This window comes from Staphylococcus sp. 11-B-312, from assembly GCF_016743055.1.
Classification (GTDB): Bacteria; Bacillota; Bacilli; order Staphylococcales; family Staphylococcaceae; genus Staphylococcus; species Staphylococcus ureilyticus.
Genome location: NZ_CP068241.1, coordinates 1611305 through 1637412 on the forward strand (window position 1 = coordinate 1611305; position 26108 = coordinate 1637412).

Annotated in this window: 22 protein-coding genes; 2 read left to right on the forward strand and 20 right to left on the reverse strand. The window is 32.8% G+C overall.

Translation table 11 applies throughout. From position 1 onward, the window contains the following. Positions 1-110: 110 nt before the first annotated feature. From JG554_RS07730 to JG554_RS07740, 3 genes are all read right to left on the reverse strand, one after another. A complete protein-coding gene (locus JG554_RS07730) occupies positions 111-977 on the reverse strand; it encodes a 2-oxoacid:ferredoxin oxidoreductase subunit beta (RefSeq protein ID WP_064209024.1) in 867 nt (288 codons plus the stop codon). Further along, positions 978-2738 carry a 2-oxoacid:acceptor oxidoreductase subunit alpha gene (locus JG554_RS07735; RefSeq protein ID WP_107360236.1) on the reverse strand — a complete coding sequence of 587 codons (1761 nt, stop codon included), beginning with the start codon at positions 2736-2738 and terminating at the stop codon, positions 978-980. Between the two features lie 110 nt (positions 2739-2848). Beyond that, a complete protein-coding gene (locus tag JG554_RS07740) occupies positions 2849-3640 on the reverse strand; it encodes a TIGR00282 family metallophosphoesterase (protein ID WP_107360235.1) in 792 nt (263 codons plus the stop codon). Between the two features lie 166 nt (positions 3641-3806). Between JG554_RS07740 and JG554_RS07745 the strand changes: the two genes are divergently transcribed. Next, positions 3807-4022: a hypothetical protein gene (locus tag JG554_RS07745; protein WP_046208610.1), complete on the forward strand. Its 216-nt coding sequence runs from the start codon at positions 3807-3809 to the stop codon at positions 4020-4022. Positions 4023-4425: 403 nt separating this feature from the next. Here the strand turns inward: JG554_RS07745 and rny are convergent, their stop codons facing one another. The 17 genes from rny to rbfA form a co-directional block, all read right to left on the reverse strand. Next, positions 4426-5985, reverse strand: a complete 1560-nt coding sequence (gene rny / locus JG554_RS07750) for a ribonuclease Y (protein ID WP_019468711.1) — start codon at positions 5983-5985, stop codon at positions 4426-4428. Positions 5986-6315: 330 nt separating this feature from the next. Beyond that, complete coding sequence (recA, locus tag JG554_RS07755) at positions 6316-7371, reverse strand: recombinase RecA (RefSeq protein WP_046208611.1); 1056 nt, start codon at positions 7369-7371, stop codon at positions 6316-6318. Between the two features lie 166 nt (positions 7372-7537). Further along, positions 7538-8689, reverse strand: coding sequence for a CinA family nicotinamide mononucleotide deamidase-related protein (locus tag JG554_RS07760; RefSeq protein ID WP_064209026.1), 1152 nt, complete (start codon positions 8687-8689; stop codon positions 7538-7540). Positions 8690-8915: 226 nt separating this feature from the next. After that, the gene (gene pgsA, locus JG554_RS07765) at positions 8916-9494 is read right to left on the reverse strand and encodes a CDP-diacylglycerol--glycerol-3-phosphate 3-phosphatidyltransferase (RefSeq protein WP_046208613.1); all 579 of its coding nucleotides are present in this window, start codon (positions 9492-9494) and stop codon (positions 8916-8918) included. A 54-nt stretch (positions 9495-9548) separates the two neighbouring features. Beyond that, positions 9549-9941 (reverse strand): helix-turn-helix domain-containing protein, encoded by a 393-nt coding sequence (locus tag JG554_RS07770; protein ID WP_080937823.1) that lies wholly within the window; start codon positions 9939-9941, stop codon positions 9549-9551. A gap of 31 nt (positions 9942-9972) precedes the next feature. Continuing rightward, positions 9973-10803 carry a DUF3388 domain-containing protein gene (locus JG554_RS07775; protein ID WP_046208615.1) on the reverse strand — a complete coding sequence of 277 codons (831 nt, stop codon included), beginning with the start codon at positions 10801-10803 and terminating at the stop codon, positions 9973-9975. Positions 10804-10994: 191 nt separating this feature from the next. Next, positions 10995-11699 (reverse strand): elongation factor P 5-aminopentanone reductase, encoded by a 705-nt coding sequence (ymfI, locus tag JG554_RS07780; protein ID WP_046208616.1) that lies wholly within the window; start codon positions 11697-11699, stop codon positions 10995-10997. A gap of 3 nt (positions 11700-11702) precedes the next feature. Continuing rightward, a complete protein-coding gene (gene yfmH / locus JG554_RS07785) occupies positions 11703-12989 on the reverse strand; it encodes an EF-P 5-aminopentanol modification-associated protein YfmH (RefSeq protein ID WP_046208617.1) in 1287 nt (428 codons plus the stop codon). Continuing rightward, positions 12989-14278 (reverse strand): EF-P 5-aminopentanol modification-associated protein YfmF, encoded by a 1290-nt coding sequence (gene yfmF / locus JG554_RS07790; protein ID WP_046208618.1) that lies wholly within the window; start codon positions 14276-14278, stop codon positions 12989-12991. The genes yfmH and yfmF overlap by 1 nt, the downstream gene beginning before the upstream one ends. A gap of 10 nt (positions 14279-14288) precedes the next feature. Then, entirely contained in the window at positions 14289-15002 is a 714-nt protein-coding gene (locus tag JG554_RS07795) for a GntR family transcriptional regulator (protein WP_046208619.1), read from the reverse strand. 2 nt (positions 15003-15004) lie between these two features. Then, on the reverse strand, positions 15005-17437 hold the full coding sequence (locus JG554_RS07800) for an FtsK/SpoIIIE family DNA translocase (protein ID WP_107360239.1): 2433 nt from the start codon (positions 17435-17437) through the stop codon (positions 15005-15007). Positions 17438-17717: 280 nt separating this feature from the next. Next, positions 17718-19391 carry a ribonuclease J2 gene (rnjB, locus tag JG554_RS07805; protein ID WP_046208620.1) on the reverse strand — a complete coding sequence of 558 codons (1674 nt, stop codon included), beginning with the start codon at positions 19389-19391 and terminating at the stop codon, positions 17718-17720. Between the two features lie 352 nt (positions 19392-19743). Beyond that, complete coding sequence (gene pnp / locus JG554_RS07810; protein WP_046208621.1) at positions 19744-21852, reverse strand: polyribonucleotide nucleotidyltransferase; 2109 nt, start codon at positions 21850-21852, stop codon at positions 19744-19746. Positions 21853-22007: 155 nt separating this feature from the next. Continuing rightward, positions 22008-22277: a 30S ribosomal protein S15 gene (gene rpsO, locus JG554_RS07815; RefSeq protein ID WP_019468698.1), complete on the reverse strand. Its 270-nt coding sequence runs from the start codon at positions 22275-22277 to the stop codon at positions 22008-22010. 107 nt (positions 22278-22384) lie between these two features. After that, entirely contained in the window at positions 22385-23356 is a 972-nt protein-coding gene (locus JG554_RS07820) for a bifunctional riboflavin kinase/FAD synthetase (RefSeq protein ID WP_107360231.1), read from the reverse strand. 13 nt (positions 23357-23369) lie between these two features. Continuing rightward, positions 23370-24287, reverse strand: a complete 918-nt coding sequence (truB, locus tag JG554_RS07825) for a tRNA pseudouridine(55) synthase TruB (protein ID WP_107360230.1) — start codon at positions 24285-24287, stop codon at positions 23370-23372. 126 nt (positions 24288-24413) lie between these two features. Next, positions 24414-24758: a 30S ribosome-binding factor RbfA gene (gene rbfA, locus JG554_RS07830; protein ID WP_019468695.1), complete on the reverse strand. Its 345-nt coding sequence runs from the start codon at positions 24756-24758 to the stop codon at positions 24414-24416. A gap of 423 nt (positions 24759-25181) precedes the next feature. On the opposite strand from rbfA, the gene JG554_RS07835 reads away from it, so the two are divergent. Next, on the forward strand, positions 25182-26054 hold the full coding sequence (locus tag JG554_RS07835) for an HTH domain-containing protein (protein WP_107360387.1): 873 nt from the start codon (positions 25182-25184) through the stop codon (positions 26052-26054). Positions 26055-26108: the final 54 nt, after the last annotated feature.

Genomic DNA, 26108 nt, shown 5'->3' on the forward strand with positions numbered 1-26108 from the left:
TAAAACTAGCTGATTCACAAATATAAAACAATGATTTTTTCTATGAAAATCATCTTTTGTGATCAGCTAGTTATTTTACGCTATTGATTCTTATTTAAGTAGATAAACGCTTATACAAACTGCTTTGTTAAGTCTTTAAATTGTTGTTCATCAAGGTGAATATCTTTATTGGCTAATGCTGTACCTTCTATTTCTTCAATTTGAGATTCATAAGAAGGTGTTTCCGTGTCTTGATATACAATGCCTTTAAGTAATGAATTATACTCTAAAACCTTTTGAGTAGCTTTTTGTTTGTCGGTCGCATCAAAATCTTCAATTTCATCAATACTTGTAAGATTTTCTTTAAACCAATCATAAGTGTTGACTTTATTATATGTTACACATGGAGAGAATACGTTAACAAATGAAAAACCGTCATGGTTAATTGCATCTTCCAACATTTTAGTTAATCCTTTAATATCACTAGAAAAACCTTGTGCAACAAATGTAGCACCTGAAGACAACGCAAGTTCTAATGGCGCAACATTTTTCTCAATATTACCTTTAGGCGTAGATTTAGTCACAAAACCTTGTGCTGATGAAGGTGATGTTTGTCCTTTAGTTAAACCATAGATTTGATTATCCATCACTATATATGTCATGTTCATATTTCTACGCAACGCATGGATCGTATGTCCCATACCAATCGCATACCCATCACCATCACCACCAGAGGCAATTACGGTCAAGTCTTTATTAGCCATTTTCACGCCTTGTGCTAATGGTAATGAACGACCATGGATCCCATGTACACCGTATGAATTAACATAACCTGATAAGCGGCCTGAACACCCGATACCTGTTATAATTGCAACTTCTTCAGGTTCTAGCCCAACATTTGCAGCTGCTTTTTGAATAGCTGCTTGAACAGAGAAATCTCCACAACCTGGGCACCAATTGGGCTTCACATTATTTCTAAAATCTTTAAATGTTGCCACTTATACCAACTCCTTTAAATTTTTGGCAATTTCTAATCCTTTGGCTTCTATTTCATTTGGTAAGAATGGCGTACCATCATATTTCGTTTGATTAATTAATTTATCCCCAACGTTCACATTCATTTTTAATATATTAGAAAGTTGTCCTTGATAGTTATGTTCCACAACGACAACTTTTGAAGCTTTATCAACCGCTTCTTGTATCGTTTTGCTTGGGAAAGGATGTAGTTGTCTGATTTGTAAATGATTAACCTTCAATCCTTGTTGCTCTAACCTTTCTTTACCTTCTTGAATCGCACCTTTTGTAGAGATGAAACCTAAATAAAGTATATCTGCTTCATCATGGACTGCATTATTTTCTACAGGTTGATTGATCAATAGATGTTCTGTTTTTCGCATCCGTTTATCCATTTGCTGTTGTCTGTTATCAGCTGCTTCACTTGTCTTACCTTCTTCATTATGTTCCACACCTGTGACATGGTGGATGCCCCCTTTAACTCCAGGGATTGGTCTTGGAGAGACCCCACTTTCAGTCAACGCATATCGTTTGAAGTATGTTTTATCATCTTCATCTCTTTCTATATCCGATTGAATCGTTTCTCCTCGGTTTATTTCAATTTTATTATAATCTAATGATTCTACAGTTTGTTTGCCTAATGACAATTGTAAATCACTTAAAATAATGACCGGGCATTGATACATTTCAGCAAGATTGAAAGCTTCTATCGTAAGGTAAAATGCATCTTCAGCATCTGTTGGTGCTACAACTATTTTAGGTATATCGCCATGCGTTCCGTAGATCATTTGCATAAGGTCTGATTGTTCTTGCTTGGTAGGCAATCCAGTGGACGGACCGCCGCGTTGTGTATTGATTACAACAAATGGCGTTTCCGTCATACCAGAAAGGCCAATTGCTTCCATCATGAGTGAAAGACCAGGACCAGCGCTCGCTGTAAATGCACGTACACCAGCATAGTTAGAGCCTATTGCCATATTTGCCGCAGCGATTTCATCTTCAGTTTGTACAACAGTACCCCCAACTTTGGGTAAATTTTCAATCATATATTCCATGATTTCAGATGCTGGTGTAATAGGGTAAGCTGCCATAAATCGAGAACCAGCCGACAACGCACCTAGACCTATCGCATCATTACCAATCATATATAGATGTGGTGTGCCTTCTGTTTTTTCTAAAACAAAATCACCATCAATATGACTTAATTGTTCGTTCATTAAACGGTAACCTTCATTCAATGCTTCAATATTCATTTCTACAACTTTATCACCTTTTTTAGTAAACATATTGGTGATAAGTGTCTCAAAATCTGAAATGTCTAAGTTCATTACTGCACATGTCGCTCCAACCGCGACCATATTTTTCATTAAAGTAGTGCCTAATTCTTTCGCAGTTGCAGTAAAAGGTAGCGCAACCAATTGTGCGTCACAATGTTCAGGTTTTTCTGGTTTAGCTTTACTATCAACAATAATCACACTGTCTTTACGCATCTCATGGTGGTTCACTTCAATTGTTTCTTGATCAAATGCGATTAATATATCTAAATCATCACTAATTGCATGTACTGGTGATGTTGATACTCTAATTTTATTATTTGTATGACCGCCTTTGATTCTACTTGAAAAATGACGATACCCATATAAGTAGTATCCTTTACGGTTCATAGCAGTGGCAAAGATTTCACCTGTTGATTCGATGCCTTCCCCTTGTTGTCCGCCCACTTTCCATGATACTTGAGATTTCATATCATCTAGCCTCCTAGTGGTTATAATAATTCATATTTCATCATACCAAAACAAACCACGCTTTTACTATGAAAAGAGCGGTTTATTTTAAAATTCATACTAATGGACGATTATTTAAAAGGATGGTCATCATTGATAAGAATACGTTCGATACGTTTTGTTTTACCATCTTTATTTAAATCTATAATCACACCTGATAATACACTACGACCTTCGTCAGGAACAACATGTCTTTGTGGTAAGCTTGTGATAAAACGCGTAATCACCTCTTCACGATTAATACCAAGAATACCATCATAGTATCCTGTCATACCTACATCTGTTATATATCCTGTGCCTCCAGGTAATATTCTTTCATCTGAAGTTTGGATATGTGTATGCGTGCCGACAACAGCACTAACTCTATTATCTAAATACCATCCCATTGCATTTTTTTCTGAAGTCGTCTCAGCATGAAAGTCAACAAAGACATAATCTGTTTCTTTTTTTGCTTCAGTTACTAACGCATCAGCTTTTTTAAATGGATCATCAATATCTTGCATAAATGCTCGTCCCTGTAAATTAATGATAGCCAATTTGATTTCGTTAATTTGAATGTAGCGCATACCAACACCAGGTGCTTCATCTGGAAAATTGGCCGGGCGAACCATACGATTGGCATTTTCTATAAAATCATAAATTTGTCGTTGACCATATGTATGATTACCCATTGTCATAAAATCAACGCCTTCTCTTAATAAAGATTTGTATATTTTTTCAGTCAAACCTTTACCATGTGCTGCGTTTTCTGCATTTACGATTGTAACCGTAGGTTTATAAGTTTGTTTTAGCTTAGGCAAATAGTTTGCAATAGCTTCTCTACCTATTTTACCAACAATATCCCCAATAAATAAAATTCTCATTTACGTGTCATCCTCTCTTACTGTTAGTTTAATTGAAATTAGCGATGATGAAAAGACTCTTTAATAAATATTCATAAACATTACTTTGTTTTAAATTTATGATTGGTGGTAATATTTATATTATAGTTATGTATCATTTCAAAAAAATAGGAGTTGTATGTAAGATATGTCAATTAATATTGATCCACAACATTTTGCTGATTTAGTTGTTTCTGCAAACCCTTCAAATAGTGACAATCCGGAGGAGATTGCTAAAGATAGCTTGGAGTTATATATCAATGCTTATAGACTTGCTGAAAGATATGCCAATATCTCCACGAATTGTTATGACACTGCCGAAGTAATTAAAGAATTAAGTAAAGTAGATTTAGAATTAAAATAACTTAACGTAATTCACAGTAATAAAAGAGACTGAAGTATAGTGTTTAGTTTCAAAACAAAGGAGTCTGGGGAACATTATTGTTCATCCTAGACTCCTTTGTTTTTTTCCAGATTTCTAACCTAGTCTTTTGAATTAAAGCATGTACGAGTGTGATTGTGCTGTAATATGGTTTACATAATCCGATCTTGCAATAGCTCTCACAAATAAATCATTCTATCCAATCCAAGTGTCAGCTGTTACGAGTGAAATATGTTAAATCGAAAAAGGGTGAAGTTAACCACAATGTATTTTTACTTTAACTATACTTCTTAATAATATCGGTTTTACAAACTAAAAATAACTGCTAGTAAAATTTTACATCTCTACTAGCAGTTATTCCGTAACTTAATTAAGTTCTTATTTATTATTTTGCGTATTCAATTGCTCTAGTCTCACGAACAACTGTCACTTTTATATGGCCAGGATATTGAAGTTCATCTTCAATCTGACTCTTAATATCTCTTGCTAAGCGGTGTGACTTTAAGTCGTCGATAGTTTCTGGTGATACGATAACTCGAATTTCTCTACCAGCTTGGATTGCAAATGCTTTTTCAACACCATCATAACTTTCTGAGAGTGTTTCTAGTCTTTCTAACCTTCTAATATAATTTTCTAGGGTCTCTTTACGAGCACCTGGTCTTGCAGCTGATAGTGCATCTGCTGCTGCAACTAATATAGAAATAATAGAAGTTGGTTCTACATCACCGTGATGTGAATGTATAGCATTTAATACTGTTTCACTTTCAGCGTATTTTTTAGCTAATTCTACACCAATTTCAACGTGACTGCCTTCAACTTCATGGTCGATAGCTTTACCAACATCATGAAGTAGTCCAGCACGTTTGGCCAATGTAACATCTTCTCCTAATTCAGCCGCTAACATGCCGCTTAAATGGGCAACCTCTATAGAATGTTTTAACACATTTTGACCATAGCTAGTACGATATTGTAAACGACCTAGAATTTTAACTAAATCTGGATGCATATTATGCACATTAATTTCAAATGTTGCTTGTTCACCAGCATCTCTTATAATATCGTCAACTTCTTTTCGAGCTTTTTCAACCATATCTTCAATTCTTCCAGGATGGATACGTCCATCTGAAACAAGATTTACTAATGCAGTTCTTGCAATTTCGCGTCTAATTGGGTCAAAACCTGATAGAATAACTGCTTCTGGTGTATCATCTATAATTAAATCAATACCAGTTAACGTTTCTAACGTTCTTATATTTCTACCTTCTCTACCAATAATTCGACCTTTCATTTCGTCATTTGGTAAATTAACAACTGATACTGTAGATTCTGAAGTATGCTCTGCAGCTAACCGTTGTACAGTAGTTGCTAATAATTCTTTTGCATTTTTATCGACTGCTTCTTTTGCTTCTTTCTCTTTTTCCTTAACAAGTATTGCAATATCATGTGACAATTCTTCCTCGACTCTTTGAAGTTGTTCGTTAGCAGCTTCTTCTTGAGTGAGACCAGAGATGCGTTCTAATTCTTGTTCATGCTTATTTATTAATGACTGAACACTACTCTCTTTTGCATCTACTTGTTGTTGTCGTTCTTCAAGTTTAGACTCTTTTTGCTCTAAAATCTCATCCTTTTTATCTAAAAGATCAGATTTTCGCTCTAAGTTTTCTTCTTTTTGAAGAAGTCGTGCTTCTTGCCTTTGAAGATCACCGCGTCTTTCACGAAGTTCATTTTCACTTTGCTCTTTTAAGATTTGATTCTCTTCTTTAGCTTCAAGGAGCTTTTCCTTCTTAATATTCTCTGCTTCTTTATTACCATGTTCGATAATATCTTCTGCAGTTTGTCTTGCTTGTAATTGCTTTTGATGCAATATATTTCGGGCAATAATATACCCTACAACAACTCCGAGAATAATACCTAGCAAAATGAGTAGGAGGTTTAATAAATTCACACAAACACCCCCTTTTTCTAGGATTTTGCTCTGTATATCAAATTCAATATGATTATATGAAGTTATATAAGAATCATACAATGTAATTGTACGGTTTCAAACTAAGAAGTGTCAAGGTGTGCAACTACATTAATTAAATATTTGAATAGCTTCTTTTACATTAAAATAGTTACAGTTACTGCTATTGCTTATTTCTTGTTGTTTTTTCATCATAAAAATTTTTATTTAATAATTTTGAACCTATATGCAATCACAAAAAAATAAGTATGTATTTATAAATACATACTTATTTTATAAGGAAAACTATTATATTTTAATTTAAATTATAAGTTACTCATCTTTTTCATCAAAAAGTGTAGCTGGTGCATCTTCTTCCTCTTTTTCATCTACGTCACCATCAAAAATACCAAGTTTTTCTCGCAATTTCTGATCGATTTCTTGTTTAACTTTTGGATTTTCTTTTAAATATAATTTAACGTTTTCTTTACCTTGACCCATACGCTCACCATTATATGAATACCAAGCACCCGATTTATTAACGATTTCATTTTCTACACCAAGGTCTATGAGCTCTCCTTCTTTAGAGATACCTTTTCCGTACATCATATCAACTTCAGCCACTCTAAATGGAGGTGCTACTTTGTTTTTTACCACTTTGATTTTTGTTCTGTTACCAACAATTTCTTGACCTTGTTTCAACTGTTCAGCACGACGAACTTCTAAACGTACAGAACTATAGAATTTTAATGCACGTCCACCTGGTGTCGTTTCAGGATTACCAAACATAACGCCAACTTTTTCACGAATTTGGTTTATAAATACAGCAGTTGTATTTGATTTAGAAATAGCACCAGACAATTTACGTAATGCTTGTGACATTAAACGTGCTTGTAAACCGACATGTGTATCGCCCATTTCGCCTTCAATTTCAGCCTTCGGTGTTAACGCAGCTACTGAGTCGACAACGACGATATCAACCGCACCACTTCTAACAAATGCTTCAGCGATTTCTAAACCTTGCTCACCATGATCTGGTTGAGATAAGTATAAGTTTTGAATATCAACACCTAATGCTTCTGCATAAACAGGGTCTAAAGCATGTTCAGCATCAATAAATGCAGCGATACCACCATTTTTTTGTACCTCGGCTATGGCATGTAATGCAACTGTTGTTTTACCAGAACTTTCTGGCCCATATATTTCTATGATTCTACCTTTAGGGTAACCACCAACTCCTAATGCGTTATCTAGTGTTACCGAACCACTTGATACACTAGAAACTTTACGTGCTTCATTATCACCAAGTTTCATTACTGCACCTTTACCAAATGATTTTTCCATATTTTTAATTACTGTATCTAAAGCTTTTTGACGATCATTATCCAAAACACTGGACCTCCTAAATGAGATTTATCTCTGAAAAATATCTTAACCATACTATACATTGATTTAAAGTATTCTGCAAGCATTTTGCGAATATTTGTTCGCTACTAATAGAACAATTCTTCACAAAAAGGGAACGTACGTACTAATCATTGTTTGTTTTGAATTATTAATTTTTTTCTCTAAAGTAGTTTAATAATCTAATCAATGAATAGTTTTGTGATCTTTTTTTTATTAAATTTCTATTCTTCGTCATTTTAAATGATTTAATGGTTAGGTATTCGTTTTCTAAAATACCTAAGTATACTGTACCATTTTCATGTAATAATGAAATACCAATTTCAGCATTATACAAATCTTTGACGATACGGCATGAAATTAGTAATTGATGCTCCATATCCTCTTTAGAATTTATAAACTGTTGGTGATGGGGTAACATACCAAATAGCTTATTTGAATAATCATGATCTTTCATTCTAGAATATAATTCGCCATCTGTTACACCATCATAGATTGCAAATGATTGTTTCATATGTGCTAAAAAGGATGATTCTATGGAATTATCATCTGACCCATAATAATATTTACCTATACGTGACAGGATTTCTTTTTTTACTGGTGCTATTAGTGCTTCACACTCTTGTTTAGAGTTACCATTCGCCGTCAGTCTTATATTAACTTCATGCGTACCAGCTAATGGTGCAATAGTAGGATTTGTTTGATTATCTATCAAATCAATTAAAATAGTTTCAACTTTAGATTCACCTATCCCTGCAAAACGCAATAATTCTGAAAAAATAATACCTTCTCCAGTTAAAAAATATGGTAATAAGCCATCTTTTGCCATCGGTTGCATTTCTTTAGGTGGACCAGGCAATAGAGCGATGTGTTTATCGTTATATTCAATCAGCATACCTGGTGCCATACCTACTTTATTTTCTAAAACTGTTGCACCTTCAATGACTAGTGCTTGTTGTTTATTGTTCGGAGTCATTTCAACATTTTGATCTTTAAAATAATGCTCAATATACATCAATGACTTTTCATCCGTTACTAAATTGCGATCTAATATTTGAGCTACCGTATGCTTTGTTAAATCATCTTTAGTAGGTCCTAATCCACCAGTAAGAATAACAGCATCATATTGTTCCAATGATGAATGTATTGCTCTTTCAAGTCTATTAGGATTATCTCCTACTACAGTGTGTTCTACAACACTATGTCCTATATCATTAAATAATTTTGATAGATATTGACCATTGGTATTTGCAATTTGACCCAGCAATAATTCAGATCCAACTGCTATAATTGATATATTCACACTTTCCCCTCCTTGTCCGAAAGAAAAATTTCGCTATTTAATTTGTTAAACTTATTATTTATATTATAAATCCAATTCTATTTAAAAACTAAAATTTCGTTTGAAGATTATTCTGTCTTAATTAATAACGATTCTGTATCAAGATATACTATTTTAACAAAAAAACTGGAAAGGTGCTTAAAAACACTTTCCAGTTGAATTCATGTTTGCCAGAACCAAACTCATATTATTTAGCCTTAAATACATCTCTACCTTTATAAAAGTATTCAATACCAGATAGAATCGTAAAGAATACCCCTATGTATAATAGCACCTGACCTATTGGAAAACCAATCCATGTAGCTAATGGGTCGCCTAGTAAAATCCATACTAACGCAATCATCGTAACCGCCGTTTTAATTTTACCTAATTGGCCTGCTGCGCTTACAAAACCTTGTTCGATTTGTAATAAACGTAACCCTGTAACCGCAAATTCACGTGCAATAATAATAATCGCAACCCATGAGTTTGTTAACCCAATTTCAACAAGAGCAATCAAAGCACTTGAAACGAGTAATTTATCTGCTAATGGGTCTAAAAATTTACCCATATTTGTAACAAGCTGCCATTTTCTTGCTAAGTAACCATCTGCAAAGTCACTTAACGAAGCAACAATAAAGATAATACCACTAATCAATAATTCAATTCTAATTTCATATCCACCAATAAAAGTTACATTACCAAAACCAAAATCTACTAAAGCGAATAATAGAAATACTGGAATTAATATAACTCTAAAGACAGTTATCCAATTCGGAATATTCATTTCAAATCCTCATTTCTATATATATAACTTACAACAAAACTACAATAACATTTTTTATAAAAATAATACCGCTAATATCCACAGTATGGCAGTGATAATAATCACTAGACTTATTACTACTGCTAACTGCAGAGGTTCTTTGTTTTTACTACGATAAGTAGGTTGATGATCTGAAGAAAAAGCATCAATCGTTTCTTTCAAATTGTTATCATGATTAGGAATTTCATCTCTATGTGCATGAATAAGCTGTTCAGCATCAATATTTACAGCCTTTGCATATTTGCGAATAAAACCTTCTACATAATCTGCATTTTTAAGGGACTCAAAATCATTATTTTCAATGAGTGTTAAAGCTTGGCGTTTGATTTCTGTTCGGTTTTCTAATTCTGTTAATGTCATACCTAATCTTTCGCGACGTCCTTTTAAAGTTTGACCAACTAAACTCACGATGTTAGTCCTCCTCATCCATTATCTTTTACTATTCAAAAAATCCAAAACCACCACCGAAAACATCGTCACCGAAATCAAGATTATTTTTACTTTTTACGGTATGTTTTTTCATTTCTTCATAATGGATTTCTTGATTTTTATTTTCTCTTAGCTCAATGATATAATCAAAGTCACTCATCTCATAATCACTAGTTTCCACAAATAAATCTGGATGTTCTACAACTTTAATCGCTGGTAAGCTCATAACTTCTTTCACTAATTCTTGATGTTTTTGGTTAGATTCTCTGGCTGTAACCGCACCATCAATAATATAGACATGATCAGAATCATACTCACCTTTGATGAGCGAACTACGAACAGTTTGTTTAATTAGCGTAGAACTAATAAATAGCCAACGCTTATGGGCACAGACACTACCAGCAACAATCGATTCAGTTTTACCTACTCTAGGCATACCTCTAATACCGATTAATTTATGCCCTTTTTCTTTAAATAATTCGGCCATAAAATCTACTAATAAACCTAAATCTTCTCTTTCAAAACGAAATGTTTTTTTATCAGCAGCATCTTGTTCTATGTATCTACCATGTCGTACAGCCAATCGATCTCGTAATTCTGGTTTACGCAATTTAGTAATAGAGATGTCATCAATTTCACTAACGATATTTTCAAATCTACTAACTTTTTCAAGGTTATCTGATTTAATTAATAGACCTCTTCTGCCTTCGTCAATGCCATTTATTGTAACAATACTAATACCCATCATACCTAATAAACTGGAAACGTCACCTAATAATCCAGCTCTGTTCATTGTAATTTCATATTCTAAATACCATTCTTTTTTTGTAGCAACTGTCATGGCATATACACCCCTTAGTTTATAAATCGCAACAATGCGCTTTGACTAAAATCTATCACATTTTCAGTTATTTATTTAATGAAAAAAGCATAGTACCACATAAATAATTTAAAAAGTAATGTAATGAATGATATTGATATTATATCATTGAATGATTCACAGGTGGTTTATTTTTTCTATTATATCAAAAATTATAAATACCAAGCACCATTCACTTTTTGTATTGTACCAGTGACACTTTTGGCTAATGGATTACAAAGATAACTACAAGTATGGGCAACTTCTTCTGGTTCAATAAATCTTTGTTGTGGTAAATCTTGAGATAAAGTTTCAAGATCATTTTCTCCCCAAGCTTTTAACATATTACCACTTACAAAACCAGGTGCGATCGCGTTCACAGTGACTGAAGTCAATGATAATTCTTGACTCAGTGCTTTTACGAAGCCAATTTGAGCTGACTTCATCGCCGAGTAGACTGTTTCCATACTCGCACCTGTTTCTCCCCATATTGATGAAATAACTATAATCCGCCCATTTTGACTTTGTCGTAACTGATCTACAAAATATCTACACATTCTAATGAATTGGCGCACGTGAATTTGATAATGCTCATCAATCATTGCATCCGTCATATCTTGCAACTGACCATACAATGCAGTGCCACTCGCATAAATAAGACAATCTAAATTTTTTATAAAATGAAAATATTGGTTAAAATCATCTACGTTGCGCAAATCACATTGTACCAATTGCACTGAACTATGGTTGAACTGAAACTTTAATTTATTGATATCTGTATTATTATAATGAACGATGACTTCATACCCATCAGATAATAAGCGATTAACGATTGCAGAACCAATTGACCCTGAGCCACCTATAACTAAAGCTTTCATTGTTTATTTCATCTCCAAACGACTATCTACAATTTGGGATAAATTCAAACTCGATTGTGCCGTTTCATTTACGCTTTCCAATGTAATACTTTCAACAATATCTAATAGATCAAATAAACTTACACCTTCAAAATAAAGTTTTGTATATTGGTTCGCAATATATTCAGGCGAATTCAAACCAGATATAAACTCACCAATAAATTGCTTTTTCAATAAATTAAATGCTTCTGTATCAGTTAAATTGCCCTGTTTTGCTTCGAGTTCATCCAACAATAATTTTTTTAACTTATCTGGTTGTTGAGTCGCACTGGTAATCATGGAAAAACTATATGTAGGCTCTAATACAAATTGATACCCAAATGTTTCATCTATCAACTCTTCATTAAGTAACGTTTGATAAAAGTCAGTTTCTTCACCAAATAGTAATTCAAAAAACAAAGTCATTTCTAAATCTTTTTTTACCAATAATCTATCTGGCACATCAGTTAATGGCATATTTTTAAAGCCAAGCATAATTCGAGGTGATTGCAATTTCATCTTTTCAGTTACTACTTTTTCTTTTACACTATCCTGTTCTTTTAAAGAATCCCTAACTATTCGAGGTTGATTCGTTTTATCTCTTTGATTTTCATGGTCAGCAACAACATTGTAAATATGGTCTACATCTACATCTCCAACAACAAATAAAACCATATTAGAAGGATGATAGAATGTTTCATAGCATAGGTATAAATCTTCTTTAGTTATTTCATAAATACTTTCTACACTACCAGCTATATCTACACGAATTGGATGTGATTCATACATAGCTCTTAATGTATTAAACATTAATTTATATCCAGGTTGCTCTTGATACATTTTTATTTCTTCAGCAATAATACCTTTTTCTTTATCTACAGATGCTTCGGTAAAGTATGGTGTTTCAACCATGGTTAACAAGCGTTTTATATTGCTTTCAATATTATCTGTTGCACTAAACAAATAACTTGTTCGGTCAAAACTAGTAAAGGCATTTACTTGTGCATTATCTTCTGCAAATGCAGTAAACAAGTCTTCTTCCTCATTTTCAAATAGTTTATGTTCTAAAAAGTGCGCTACACCATCTGGTACAGTAACAAAATCTTCACTGCCATGTGGTTTAAATTTACGGTCTAAGGAACCAAATTGAGTTGTATATGTAACAAATGTTTTCTGAAAGCCAGTTTTAGGTATAACAAATAATTTCAATCCATTGTTTAACTCAGCTTCAAATACATTTTCATCTATTTGCTTATAGTATGTGCTATGCATTAATAATTACCCCCTTTCGTTAAAACATAGATTGTATTGAGTTCTATATTTTTTGCTAAATCTATGATTTCAGCATGATCCACATCTTGAATGTGTTTAATGTACGCTTCCTCTGATATATCATGTTCTAATAGAATATTATTATTTAATATCTCTATGATACGTTTAGGACGGTCATATGACTCTTGACGCTGTGAAATAATAATCTTTTTAGCAAGTTCTAATTTTTCTTCGCTAAATTGACCTTGCTGGAACTTTTCAAATTCCGCAATAATTGTATCTTTCGCTACTTCATATTTGTCAGATGAAACACCACTAAGAACAAACATAAAACCATTTTTTGCATCTATTTGGGAATGAATTGAATATGCTAAACTTTGTTTTTCTCGTACTTCGTTAAACAAAACGGAAGATGGATCTCCGCCAAACATAGTATTAAAAACAACACTGGCAAAATATTGTTTATCTCCAAATTGTACAGGCAATTTAAATCCAATATTTAATTTAGCTTGATCCACTTCATCTGTTTCAATAATTTCTTGTGGCACTTTATCTGCTTGTGGCACTGGCGTCGCATGAGATTGTTTGAATTGGAATGGTTTTATATCAAAATAAGTTTTGATTTGAGATTTTACTTCTTGTTCATCTACATTACCCACGACATAAACAGCACAATAGTCGTTGTGTAGCATAGATTGATATGTATGATATAAATTTTCAGGTGAAATATCTGCTATGTAATCTACTTGTCCTGAAGCTAGGTGACGATATGGTTGTTCACCAAACATATATTTCAATAAATTTAAAAAAGATATTTGAGATTTATTATCAACCATTGCTTCTAATTTTTTAGTTAATAAAGCTTTTTCCTGTGAAACGAAGTTTTCGTCAAAACGATCATTAACAACTAAAGGATTCCAAATCATTTCTCTCAACAAATCTAAACCTTTTTCAAATAATGGGGTTTGATCAGTAAGATAGCGTTCATTCACTAATTCCAATGATATTGTGATGACATGTTTGTCTTTAAATTTTGAGACAAAGCTATTAACATACGCGCCATACAATTCTGAAAGATGACGGTTAAACGCCTTGTCTGTTGGCCATTTTTTTGTAGCACGCACGAGTAACTTACTGAGAATTGATCGAGCTGTCATGGTTTCACTATCTAATGGTGCCATAAATTTTAAAGTAATTGTGGTCGTTTTGAACTTTGTTGTTGGTAACACATTAATATGCAAATTATTTTGTTGTTCATTAATTTTCAAATTGTCAAACCTCACTTTCATAATTTTGTTATTATATACTATTTCTAACCGTTTTAAATTTTACTAAACTACTTTTGAAATAATTAAAAGAATAAAGTATTGGTTGATCATTTTTATCATAATGAATTAATTTCAATAACATAAGTCCTTCATGCGGCGAAGCATCTAAAACATCCGAAATATGTGGTTCATAACCAATAGCTTCAATCTCAGTTTCTGCATATGCCACTTTTTTCGAAGCATAATATTCCAAAGCATTTAACAAAGATTCATCACTATTTTGATACTCTGCACATGTTAAATCTTCAGCTGGTAGCTTATCCAAACAATAAACAACTGGCATGCGGTCAGCCATTCTCACACGTTCAATAATTGTCACCAACGCCTTTTCAGGAAGATTTAATCTTTTAGCATCTAAAGAGGTCGCAGGTTTTTCGTCTAAATTTATAAATTCTGTACTCGCATGATACCCTTGATCTTCTATCATTTTACTAATACTAACCAACTCATCTAATGGATAGAAGAATGGGTGCAACTTTTTAACACTTGCACCTTCTTCTAAATTATTAGATAGCACTTGCTCAGTAATTAGTTCATCAACTGCATCGTATACATCATCTGTTTTAACATTTAATTTTCTAGCAACCGCAAGATTACTAGGTAAAGCATCTCCCGGTTTCAATCCTCTCGTACTTATCTCTTGAATCAGCCATTCTTTTACTTTATAAACAGAAGTTAATTCCATATTTACACCTCATCACTATCTAAATCCACAAGTATTTGTCTAGGTTTACTACCTTTTTGTGGTCCAATCACTTGATTACGTTCTAAATCATCCATCAATCTAGAAGCACGGTTGTAACCAATTCTAAATTGTCTTTGCAATAACGATGTACTTGCCTTTTGTTGTTCAATTACAAATAAATACGCTTCATCATATAAGGCATCTTCACTCTTCATTTCTGATTTTTCAACTGGGGCATCAGGTTCCATTTCTTTTACATAATTCGCTTTTTGTTGCTCTACGACATAATTTACGATGTCTTGAACCTCTTGGTCACTTAAAAACGCACCTTGAACTCTTGTTCTAGTTGATCCACCATTAGCTACATAAAGCATATCACCTTTACCAAGTAATTTATCTGCTCCGCCACTATCAATGATTGTTCTAGAATCAGTTTGTGAACTCACAGCAAAGGCAATTCTAGACGGAATATTATTTTTGATTAAACCAGTAATTACATCAACGGATGGACGTTGTGTTGCGATTATTAAGTGAATACCAGCAGCACGTGCCATTTGTGTAATTCTTTGAATTGCGTTTTCTACTTCTTTACCAGCAACCATCATTAAATCTGCTAACTCATCTACAATCACGACAATGTATGGTAATTCTGATTGCTTTTCATCTAACGCTTCATTTTGTTTTCTAATCGCTTCATTATAACCTTCAATATTTCTAGTAGAAGAATGTTGAAACAAGTCATACCTTCTTTCCATTTCTGCAACTACTTTTTCCAAAGCTTGTGATGCTTTATGAGGATTGGTTACAACAGGTATGAGCAAATGAGGGATGCCATTGTATACGTTTAATTCTACCATTTTCGGATCAATTAACATAAGTTTAACTTCATGTGGCTTTGCATTTAATAGGATACTTGTAATAATACCATTGATACAAACAGATTTCCCGCTTCCTGTAGAACCTGCTACAAGTAAATGAGGCATTTTGTTAAGTTCTACTGTGATTGGGTCACCTGAAATATCTCTACCTAGTCCTACTTCTAATTTATTCGAAGCTGGAAATTTTTCATCTAACACTTCTTTTAAAGAAACAAGTGAAATCTTATCATTTGGTACTTCTATACCAACAGCAGATCGGCCAGGTATTGGTGCTTCGATACGTATGTCCTTAGCTGCTAATGCTAACGCAATATCATTATGAAGATTAACAATCTTACTTACTTTAACACCTTGAGCGGGTTGTATTTCATATTGTGTCACTGCTGGACCTATTTTAATTTGAGTGACTTTAGCATCTACACCAAAGTTTTTTAAAGTGTTTTCTAACAACTGCCCTTTTTTCTGCACTTCAGCTTTAGAAGTTGATTTCTGTTTAGCTGGCTGTTTCAATAACGTTAATGGCGGTATTTTATAGGCTTCGTTTTCTACTTCTCCTGCCTCAGATATAGAATTTGAAGCTGCATCTTCATCATATGCTTCACTTTCTTCTAATTCGTTTAAAGGTTGCTCTGTAATTCCATTATCTTCTTGATTCATTTGCTGCGCCGCACTTTGATTATTTTGATCAAAAACGCGTTTAGACCTTTTATTTTGAGGTTGTGCTTGTTGAATATCTTCATCTTTATAATCGTTATGACCATAAATCGGAATTGATTGTTGCTCAGTCGTGTTGCTGCTAATCTCAGGTAAATCAGTGACATCTTTAACGTTATTTTGAGATTGTGATTGCTCAGCTGCTTTTTCAGCTTTTCTTTCTGCTTTTATACGTGCTTTAGCATCTTTCTTAATTTTATTTTCTTTGCGACGCTCTTTAAGATTTGCAGAAGCATCCTGACTTTTTATTTTCATTTTTTCAAAAGCAACTTTAGATACATCTCTATGTCTTTGTTTTGTCAATAAGATAAAACTAGAAGCGATTAATAATATCGTTACAATAATAACTCCGACAATTGAAATAAGAGGTATCAATAATGCCAATAAGTAATGTCCAAATAAGCCTCCACCAAAATTTGGAAATGTCGTATGTTCATAAGATTTATAAACATATGATAGCACAGGCTCTCTGAGCGATTGTGCTCTATGCATGAAATAGTATACTATTTGAGTCACAAGTAACAATGCAATTTGCAAAACAAATGCGCCAGTGGTACGTCTTGTCTTTGGTAACGCTTTATAATAAGTAATGAATACAGTACTAATCAAGATTAATATATAAGTTAAATACCTACTTGTACCAAATAAGTAATTGAAGAAACTATCTATCATGGTGCCTATAATACCCAATTGAAAAACACCAAGGATGATAGCAATAAAAATCACTATCGCAATAATATATCTTAAAGGACTATCACTTTTCTTTTTTTTATTATTTGCGGTTTTCTTTTTCGTATTCGATGTTTTTTTCTTTGTTGTTGAGCGCTTTCTTGTTTGTGCCAACATTCACACCTTCTTTTCAACTCTGTTTTTTCAATATGTATATGAACCATAAATGTGTATTTTAATTACAAGTGAAAATACACATAATAAATATGCTTTTAAATACTATAAAATCATTTTATTACATACTTATAATAACATAAAAGAGGTAAGACATTATTCGCTCCAGTATATTTAAAGGTTGTATATAATTTGTTTAGATATAACATATATACAATGTACTTTTAAATAACTTTACCAAAGCGTCTGTCTTAACCTCTTTATTTTAGAATAGAAATTATTAAATTTCAGAAATTACCGGAATAATCATCGGACGGCGTTTTGTATTTTCAAAAAGTAGTTTGCTTACTTGATCACGCATATTTTGCTTGATTTCTGACCATTCAATACGTTTTTCTTGTAAACCTAATTCAACGATTTCACGTACTTTTTCTTCAGCTTCATTTAATAAAGCCTCACTTTCCCTTACGTAAACAAAACCACGTGATTGAATTTCTGGACCAGCAGCAATTCTACGATTCTTAGGATCTAGCGTTACGACTGCGATAAAAATACCATCTTCAGCAAGTAAATGACGGTCACGTAATACGATGTTACCAACATCACCTACACCTATACCATCAATGAGCACATTGCCAGAATTAACTTTCTCATTTAAAATCATTTCTTCGCCATCGTAGTTTACTACATCGCCTTTTTCCACTAAGAATATTTTTTCTGGTTGGACGCCTGCCTCATTAGCTAACTTGGCATGGGCAATTTGCATTTTAAATTCACCATTTACTGGGATGAAATACTCAGGTTTCATGATATTAATCATCATTTTTAACTCTTCCATACAACCATGACTTGATGTATGAATTTTTTTACTGTTTGGAATGATTTCTGCGCCTGCTCGAACGAGTTCATTTAACGTATTTCCAACAATCACTTCCATATTAGCAGATGCAGTAATTGCTAAGAAGACGGAATCTCCTTCTTCAATATTCATGATTTTATGTTTCTTTTGAGCCATTTGACTTAAAGCTTCAACAGGTTCTCCTTGCATACCAGTAGCAATGATAATCACTTCGTTTTTGGGATAATTTTCCACTTCATTAATTGGTATTAGTAGATCCTTAGAAATATCAAAATAGCCAAGCTTTCTAGCGATATTAAACGAACTTTCTAACGAACGACCTAGAAAAGACACTTTTCTATTTAACCTTTGTGCAATGTTTAAAACTTGTTGAATACGAATAAAATTAGATGCATAACATGAAACGATTAATCTACCTTTCACCTTTGTAAACGCATCATACATATGAGATTCTATCACGTTTTCAGGTGTATTATAACCTGGTTTTTCTGCTTCAGTAGAATCACTGATTAACGCAAACACACCATCTTGTCCAATTTCAGTCATCTTTTTCAAATCTGGTGCATAATGACCTTGTAAACTTTGATCGAATTTGAATTCTCCAGTGTAAACAATCGCACCATATGAAGTGTGTATACAAACACCTAAACTATCTGGAATACTATGAGTAGTATTAAAGAATGTGACATTAACACCCTTAAAGCGCATAATTGATTCATTATTAACAGTATAATATCTAACTTTCTTATTAACATTGCGCGCCTTCATATTTTCCTTGATTAATGCAATTGTTAATTTCGATCCATAAACAGGCGCATCAACTTGTTCAAGCACATAAGTTACAGCTCCTATCGCATGCTCATGCCCGTGCGTTAGGAATATACCTTTTAATCTCTCTTTATTTTCTATCACATATTGAATATCAGGAATAACAATATCTACACCTAACATTTCATCTTCTGGAAACATCAGTCCCGCATCTAACATAAACATTTCATCGTCTACTTCAACGATATACATATTTTTCGCAATTTCCCCAACGCCTCCGAGAGGGATAATACGAATATTTTTATTTTTTTTCTTAATTAAACTCAAAATGTTACCTCCTATTTAAATTACCCGTCCATATATAAACTCATAGTTTATTATAAGTGAAAATAGGCCTTATGTACACTATTAAAGTAGTTCTTTAGTTGTTTTAAAATATATCATTGGAGGATTTGTATTTATGCAAAAATTTTTCTCAGGAGCGTAATGTCGTATTAATCGCACTTTTTAATGTGCATTTTCAAATATGTATTTAACTTTTGACTTAATATTTTTTATTAGACTAGCTCAAACATTAAAAAAAGAAACCAGTGAACTGACTTGAACTTTTCTACAATAGAATTAAAGTAATTCTATTGTAAGCAGTTCTCATCATTTTACCAGTCTCTAGCAATAAACATTATTTAGAATGATTAGATAGTAATGCTTTATGCGAAGCATTTACTCTACCTTGTTTATCAATTTCTGTAACTTTAATTTTAAATGTGTCTCCTACTTTCAACACATCTTCTACTTTATCAATGCGCTCATTAGCAATTTGCGAAATGTGTACAAGTGCGTCTTTACCTGGGAATAATTCAACAAAGGCACCATATTTTTCAATACGTTTAACTGTACCATTGTATACCTCTCCAACTACCGCTTCTCGTGTGATTTCGTCTATGATACTACGTGCTTTTTCAATCGCATCTTTATCTACTGCACCAATAAATATCGTTCCATCTTGTTCGATATCTAATTTAACACCCGTTTCATCAATGATTTCATTGATTTTTTTACCACCAGGACCAATGACATCTCTAATTTTTTCAGGTTTAATAGACATCGTAACAACCTTAGGTGCAAAAGCACTAAGTTCACTACGTGGCGTATCAATTGTTTTTAACATATGATCTAATATGGCTAAACGACCTTCTCGAGCCTGTTCAAGCGCTTCTTTAATAATTTCTTTAGTTAAACCATCAATTTTGATATCCATTTGTATAGCTGTAATACCTTCCGATGTACCTGCTACTTTAAAGTCCATGTCTCCAAGCGCATCTTCCATGCCCTGTATATCTGTTAAAATCGTATAACTATCGTCACGTGTCACTAATCCCATGGCAATACCCGCAACTGGGGCTTTGATTGGAACACCTGCGTCCATCAACGCTAGTGTGGACCCGCAAATAGAAGCTTGTGATGATGAACCGTTTGATTCTAATACTTCACTCACTATTCTCACAGTATATGGGAAATCTTTAACGTCTGGAATGATGTGGCTAAGCGCACGTTCTCCCAACGCACCATGTCCAATTTCACGTCGACCAGGTGAACGAACTGGACCAGTTTCACCAACTGAATAATTTGGGAAATTATAGTGATGCATAAAACGTTTTTGTTCTTCTTCACCAAGACCATCTAAGATTTGGTATTCACTCATTGACCCTAATGTTAATACTGAAAGTGCTTGAGTTTGTCCTCTTGTGAATAAACCTGAACCATGTGCTCTTGGTAAAATACCTACTTCAGATTCTAATGGACGAATTTCATCTGTTTTACGACCATCTGGTCTAATTTTTTCTTCTGCAATGAGACGTCTAACTTCTTCTTTAACCAAGTCATCTAATATACTGTAGACCTCTTTGATTAATGCTTCATTTTCGTCATCATTTTCATCAACAAATTCTGATGCAACCTTCTCTTTAAGTTCATCTAAATTAATATCTCTTTGTTGCTTATCAAATGTTAATACGGCCTCTTTCAAACCATATGATTCAGTTAATGATTTTACATTGGCAACCAGTGATTCATCTTTTTCAACAGGAATAAATGCTTTTTTCTCTGGTTGAATATGGTCGATAATTTCTTCTTGGAAGCTAACTAGACGTTGAATTTCTTGATGTCCAAAGAAAATCGCTTCAAGCATTTCATTTTCTGTAATTTCACTTGCACCAGCTTCTACCATATTCACCGCATCTTTATGACCAGCTACTTCTAAATCGAGTCTAGATACTTCTTTTTGTGCAACGGTAGGATTAATCACATATTCACCATCTATATAACCAACGTTTACACCTGCTATTGGACCTTGAAAAGGTATGTCAGAAACACTTAATGCCATTGACGAACCTATCATTGCTGCCATTTCAGGAGAGCAATCTGGATCAGCACTCAATACTGTATTCATAATTTGAACGTCATATCTGTAACCTTTAGGGAACAGTGGTCGAATGGGTCTATCAATTAAACGTGCAGTTAACGTGGCTTCATCACTTGGACGTCCTTCGCGTTTTTTAAAGCCACCAGGTATTTTACCTGCAGCATACATTTTTTCTTCATAGTTAACCATTAATGGGAAAAAGTCACCATCTCGTGGTTCTTTTGATGCTACTGCAGTAGATAAAACGACTGTATCACCATATCTAACAAGTACTGCACCGTTTGCTTGTTTGGCTAATTGTCCCGTTTCAATCGTTAAAGATCTATTTGCCCACTCGGTTTTGAAAACTTTTTTTTCTTGAGACATTACGAATCTCCTCTCATTTATCTGTTAATCCTATCATATCATTTATTAATAAAGATTTATATTAGTATATAGTTTAATGTATAATTATAAATGCAAAAATTATAAAAAAGGGAAAGACCCCAAAGGTTCTTTCCCGATAAATATACGTCTAAAGATTAACGACGGATACCTAATGATTTAATTAATTCACGGTAACGTTGAATATCTTTGCTACGTAAGTAGTTTAATAGGTGTCTACGACGACCTACCATTTTCAATAATCCACGACGTGAATGGTGGTCTTTCGTGTGTTCACGTAAGTGAGTGTTTAATGCAGTGATTTCTGCAGTTAACACAGCGATTTGTACTTCTGGAGAACCAGTGTCCGCTTCGTGTGTGCGATATTCTTTAATTAATTCATTTTTACGTTCTTGTGAAATTGCCATAGTCAATTTCCTCCTTTTTATTTTTATGCGCCTTTATCCGAGCAAAACGTCGGAGTCTCGAACTGCCAAGATAAAGGTGCCTAGTATGTGTGTTTAACACATCAGACTTAAATATTATATGATATTTCGTCACCAAAATCAACAGAAAGTAAATATTTCGCTTTTTCTTTATCTTTATTCATTTGTTCAACCAAAGGATCTATACCATCAAATTTAACTTCTGGTCTTAAATAATGATGCCAATAAACGATAACACGCTCACCATATATGTTTTCATGAAAGTCAAACAGGTTAACTTCTATTACAACTTGCGCTTTAGACGGATCATGAAATGTGGGTTTGACGCCAACATTGGCAGCTCCACGATAAACTTTATCATCTGCACCTATTTTCATACTCACAGCATAAACGCCATTTTTAGGCAAAACGTATTCTCCACTTGGCTCTACATTCGCAGTGGGAAAGCCAATTGTTCTCCCACGTTTTTCGCCTTGTACAACCATACCTTTAATTCGATATCGATATCCAAGTTCATCGTTAGCTTTTTGTAAGTCTCCTGTTTTGAGTGATTTTCTAATATCTGTTGTAGAAATTTTTTCCGATTCGAGCTCTTGTTTACTCACGATAGTCGTATTAAATTCCGTCATTTCATCTAAAATCATCATGTTGCCTTTTCCAAATTTGCCGAAAGTGAAGTCAAATCCTGCAACCACTTCTTTTACATGATTATTAATGATATATTCTCGTATAAATTCTTCGGCACTTACATTGGCGAATTTAGATGAAAAATTAATAACGATACAATAATCAATACCATATGATTCTAATATTTCTATTTTATCTTGAATCGGTGTTAAGTAATCTGTACGTTTAAGTTCAGGGTTTAAAACAACAGAAGGATGTGGATCAAATGTCATTACAGCTTTCTTTAAATTCGATGCCTCTGCCTTTTTTTCTAAAGTATCAAATACCTCTGCATGTCCCTTATGCATGCCATCAAAAAAACCAAAAGCCATTGCTACATCTTCTGATATATACTGATTTTCTTGAATCGGATGAGTTACTTCAATTACTTTCATGGTTATTTCTCCTTTAGTTAAATACCTTCTTTGGTTTTATTTCATATGGTTTATCAGGATGTGGTGTGTAAATTGCTAATGCCTTATTTTCTTTTGTGTCAAACATCACAACCAACGTGTTAATAGAATGATCAAATTCATTCTTACTAAATTTTTGACCATTCAATATTTTATTTTTTTGATTTTCGTTTGAAATATTGACTTTTTTCAAACCTCTCAAACCATATTCTATCGGAAAAAGATTTTGTTGTAATGTTTCGTGCTCATGTAGTGATTGTACATGTTCGATTGAAAGACTATCTTCAATATCAAACCCACCGCTTTGTATTCTTGTTAACTTTGACATATGTGCTGGTATATCAAGCATCTTTCCTATATCTGTTGCCAACGTTCTAATATAAGTACCCTTACCACACTTTACTCTGATATCAAATTGACAACCTCGATTTTCAAATCTTAAATCAGACGCTCGTTTAATATCGTAAATCTCAACTTCTCTTGAAGGCCTTTCGACTGTTTCATTTTTCCTTGCATATTCATAAAGCTTTTTACCATTCACCTTTACTGATGAATACATTGGAGGAATTTGCGTAATGACACCTTCAAAACGTGCTATTGCGCTATCAATCTGCGCCTCTATAAGTGTATTTTCCTCAATGTGCTTTTTTTCTAAAATTTCACCTGTCTGATCTTCTGTAGTTGTACTAAACCCTAAATATACAGTTGCAAAATAAGTCTTTCCCATTTCCATAATATAATCGCTTACCTTTGTTGCTGAACCTATACATATGGGTAATACACCTGATACTTCAGGATCTAATGTACCAGTGTGTCCAACCTTTTTTGTTTTTAAAATCTTCCTTAATTTAAATACAACATCATGGCTTGTTAAACCACGTTCTTTATAAACAGGTAAAATACCGTTATACATTTTAATGTCACCTTCAATCGTCCTTTTAATATCATTCCTTATTTATATTAACACGTCTCAATAAATAAATGGTTATAAAAAAGCTGAAACAAATATCTCAATAGGTATTTGTTTCAGCTTTTAAAATTAATCATTTTTGTGTAAATCTTGAATCATCTTTTCAATTTTATTACCGTAGTCTATCGATTCATCGTATTCAAATTTTAAATCTGGAACAATTCTTAAGCGCATTCTTGAACCAATTTCAGATTTTATAAAACCTTTCGCTTTCTCTAAACCTTTAAACGTATCATCAATTTGTTTATCATTTCCAAGTACAGTTAAATAAATTGTTGCAATAGATAAATCATTCGTCAATTGAACTTCTGTTATTGTTAGGAAACCAATTCTAGGGTCCTTGACTTTATTATTAACAATATCCATAATTTCTTGTTTCATTTGTTCGCCAACACGTTCAGCTCTCATATTCATATTATATTTCACCTCACAAATATCATTCATACATGTATATTTATCTTACTTAAAGATTATATGACAGTTCATTTCACAACGTCAAACAAACTTCCTTCTTTTTTACGTTTAAAAATTTAATTACAAATTCATTATAACTCAAAAAGGTAATAGCTCTGAAACAATTAAACATGATTTCATAACAGTTAGGCACAATTATATTTCCAAAGTGTTATAAAATGAAACTTTATTACATTTTTGTTTTTTAAATACAATGATCATTTATGAAAAACTAAGTTTAATTTTATAAAAAATCACTACTTTAATATCATTTAAGTTTTTAATTTATTTTATAATGTTTTACACATTATAGAAAGTATCATGCTATAATTCAAACTAATAAAAAATGAATTTTTCTATTGAAATGATAAGGAGCGTGTATACTTGGATAAATCAGAAAGACTACTTTATATTTTCACTCGTCTATTTAACGGAAAAAAATTAAGCAAAGAAGAACTTGCACAACAATTAAACGTTAATGTAAGATCCATTCAACGAGATTTTAGTGATATAAATAACTTTTTATATGAAGACCATGAATGGGAAGGGCTAAATGCAAGGATTGTTTATGAAAATAATATAGGCCGACATCGCATTAGTATAGATCGCTATAAATTTAAAAATAATCGGTTACTTAACTTACTATTTAGGATGAAAAATTTCACGCCTCACATTCATATCGATACCTACAATTTATTTAGAGGGCTAAACAGTAATTCGAATCTAGCTGAAAAATTTTTATCTAATACATTACTTAATCAATTTACAATCAATCACGAATTAACAGAATCCACACTTATTTATAAAATTCAACTTGCTATACAAAACAAACAGATTATATTGCTAAATGATGTTGACAATCAAACGTATAAAGTCGTACCGGTATACACAAGATATTTCAAAAATAAATATTGGATTACTTATATATATCAACACGAAATTTTTACACAAGATTTAAATTCAATACAAGATATCGAGCAATATGATGAAGCATTTGATGAAAATATCTTTCTGCAAGTTCCAACAGTCATTATGAAATTTCGCCCTTCCATATGGGAACAAATTCAACGGCAATTTATAGTACTAAATTCACAAAATAATGAAGCATTTATTGAAGCAGAACTCATAATCTCAAAAAACGAATGCCTAAATTTAGCATATGAATATCCACAAGAAATCATTTTATTAAAACCAGATCATTATGTAGAAGATTTTAAAAATCAAATCAAATCATTATTCAAGCATTATCATATTTAACTACATATTAAAGGTAACTTTCATATCATTTGAAATGAAAGTTACCTTTTTAGT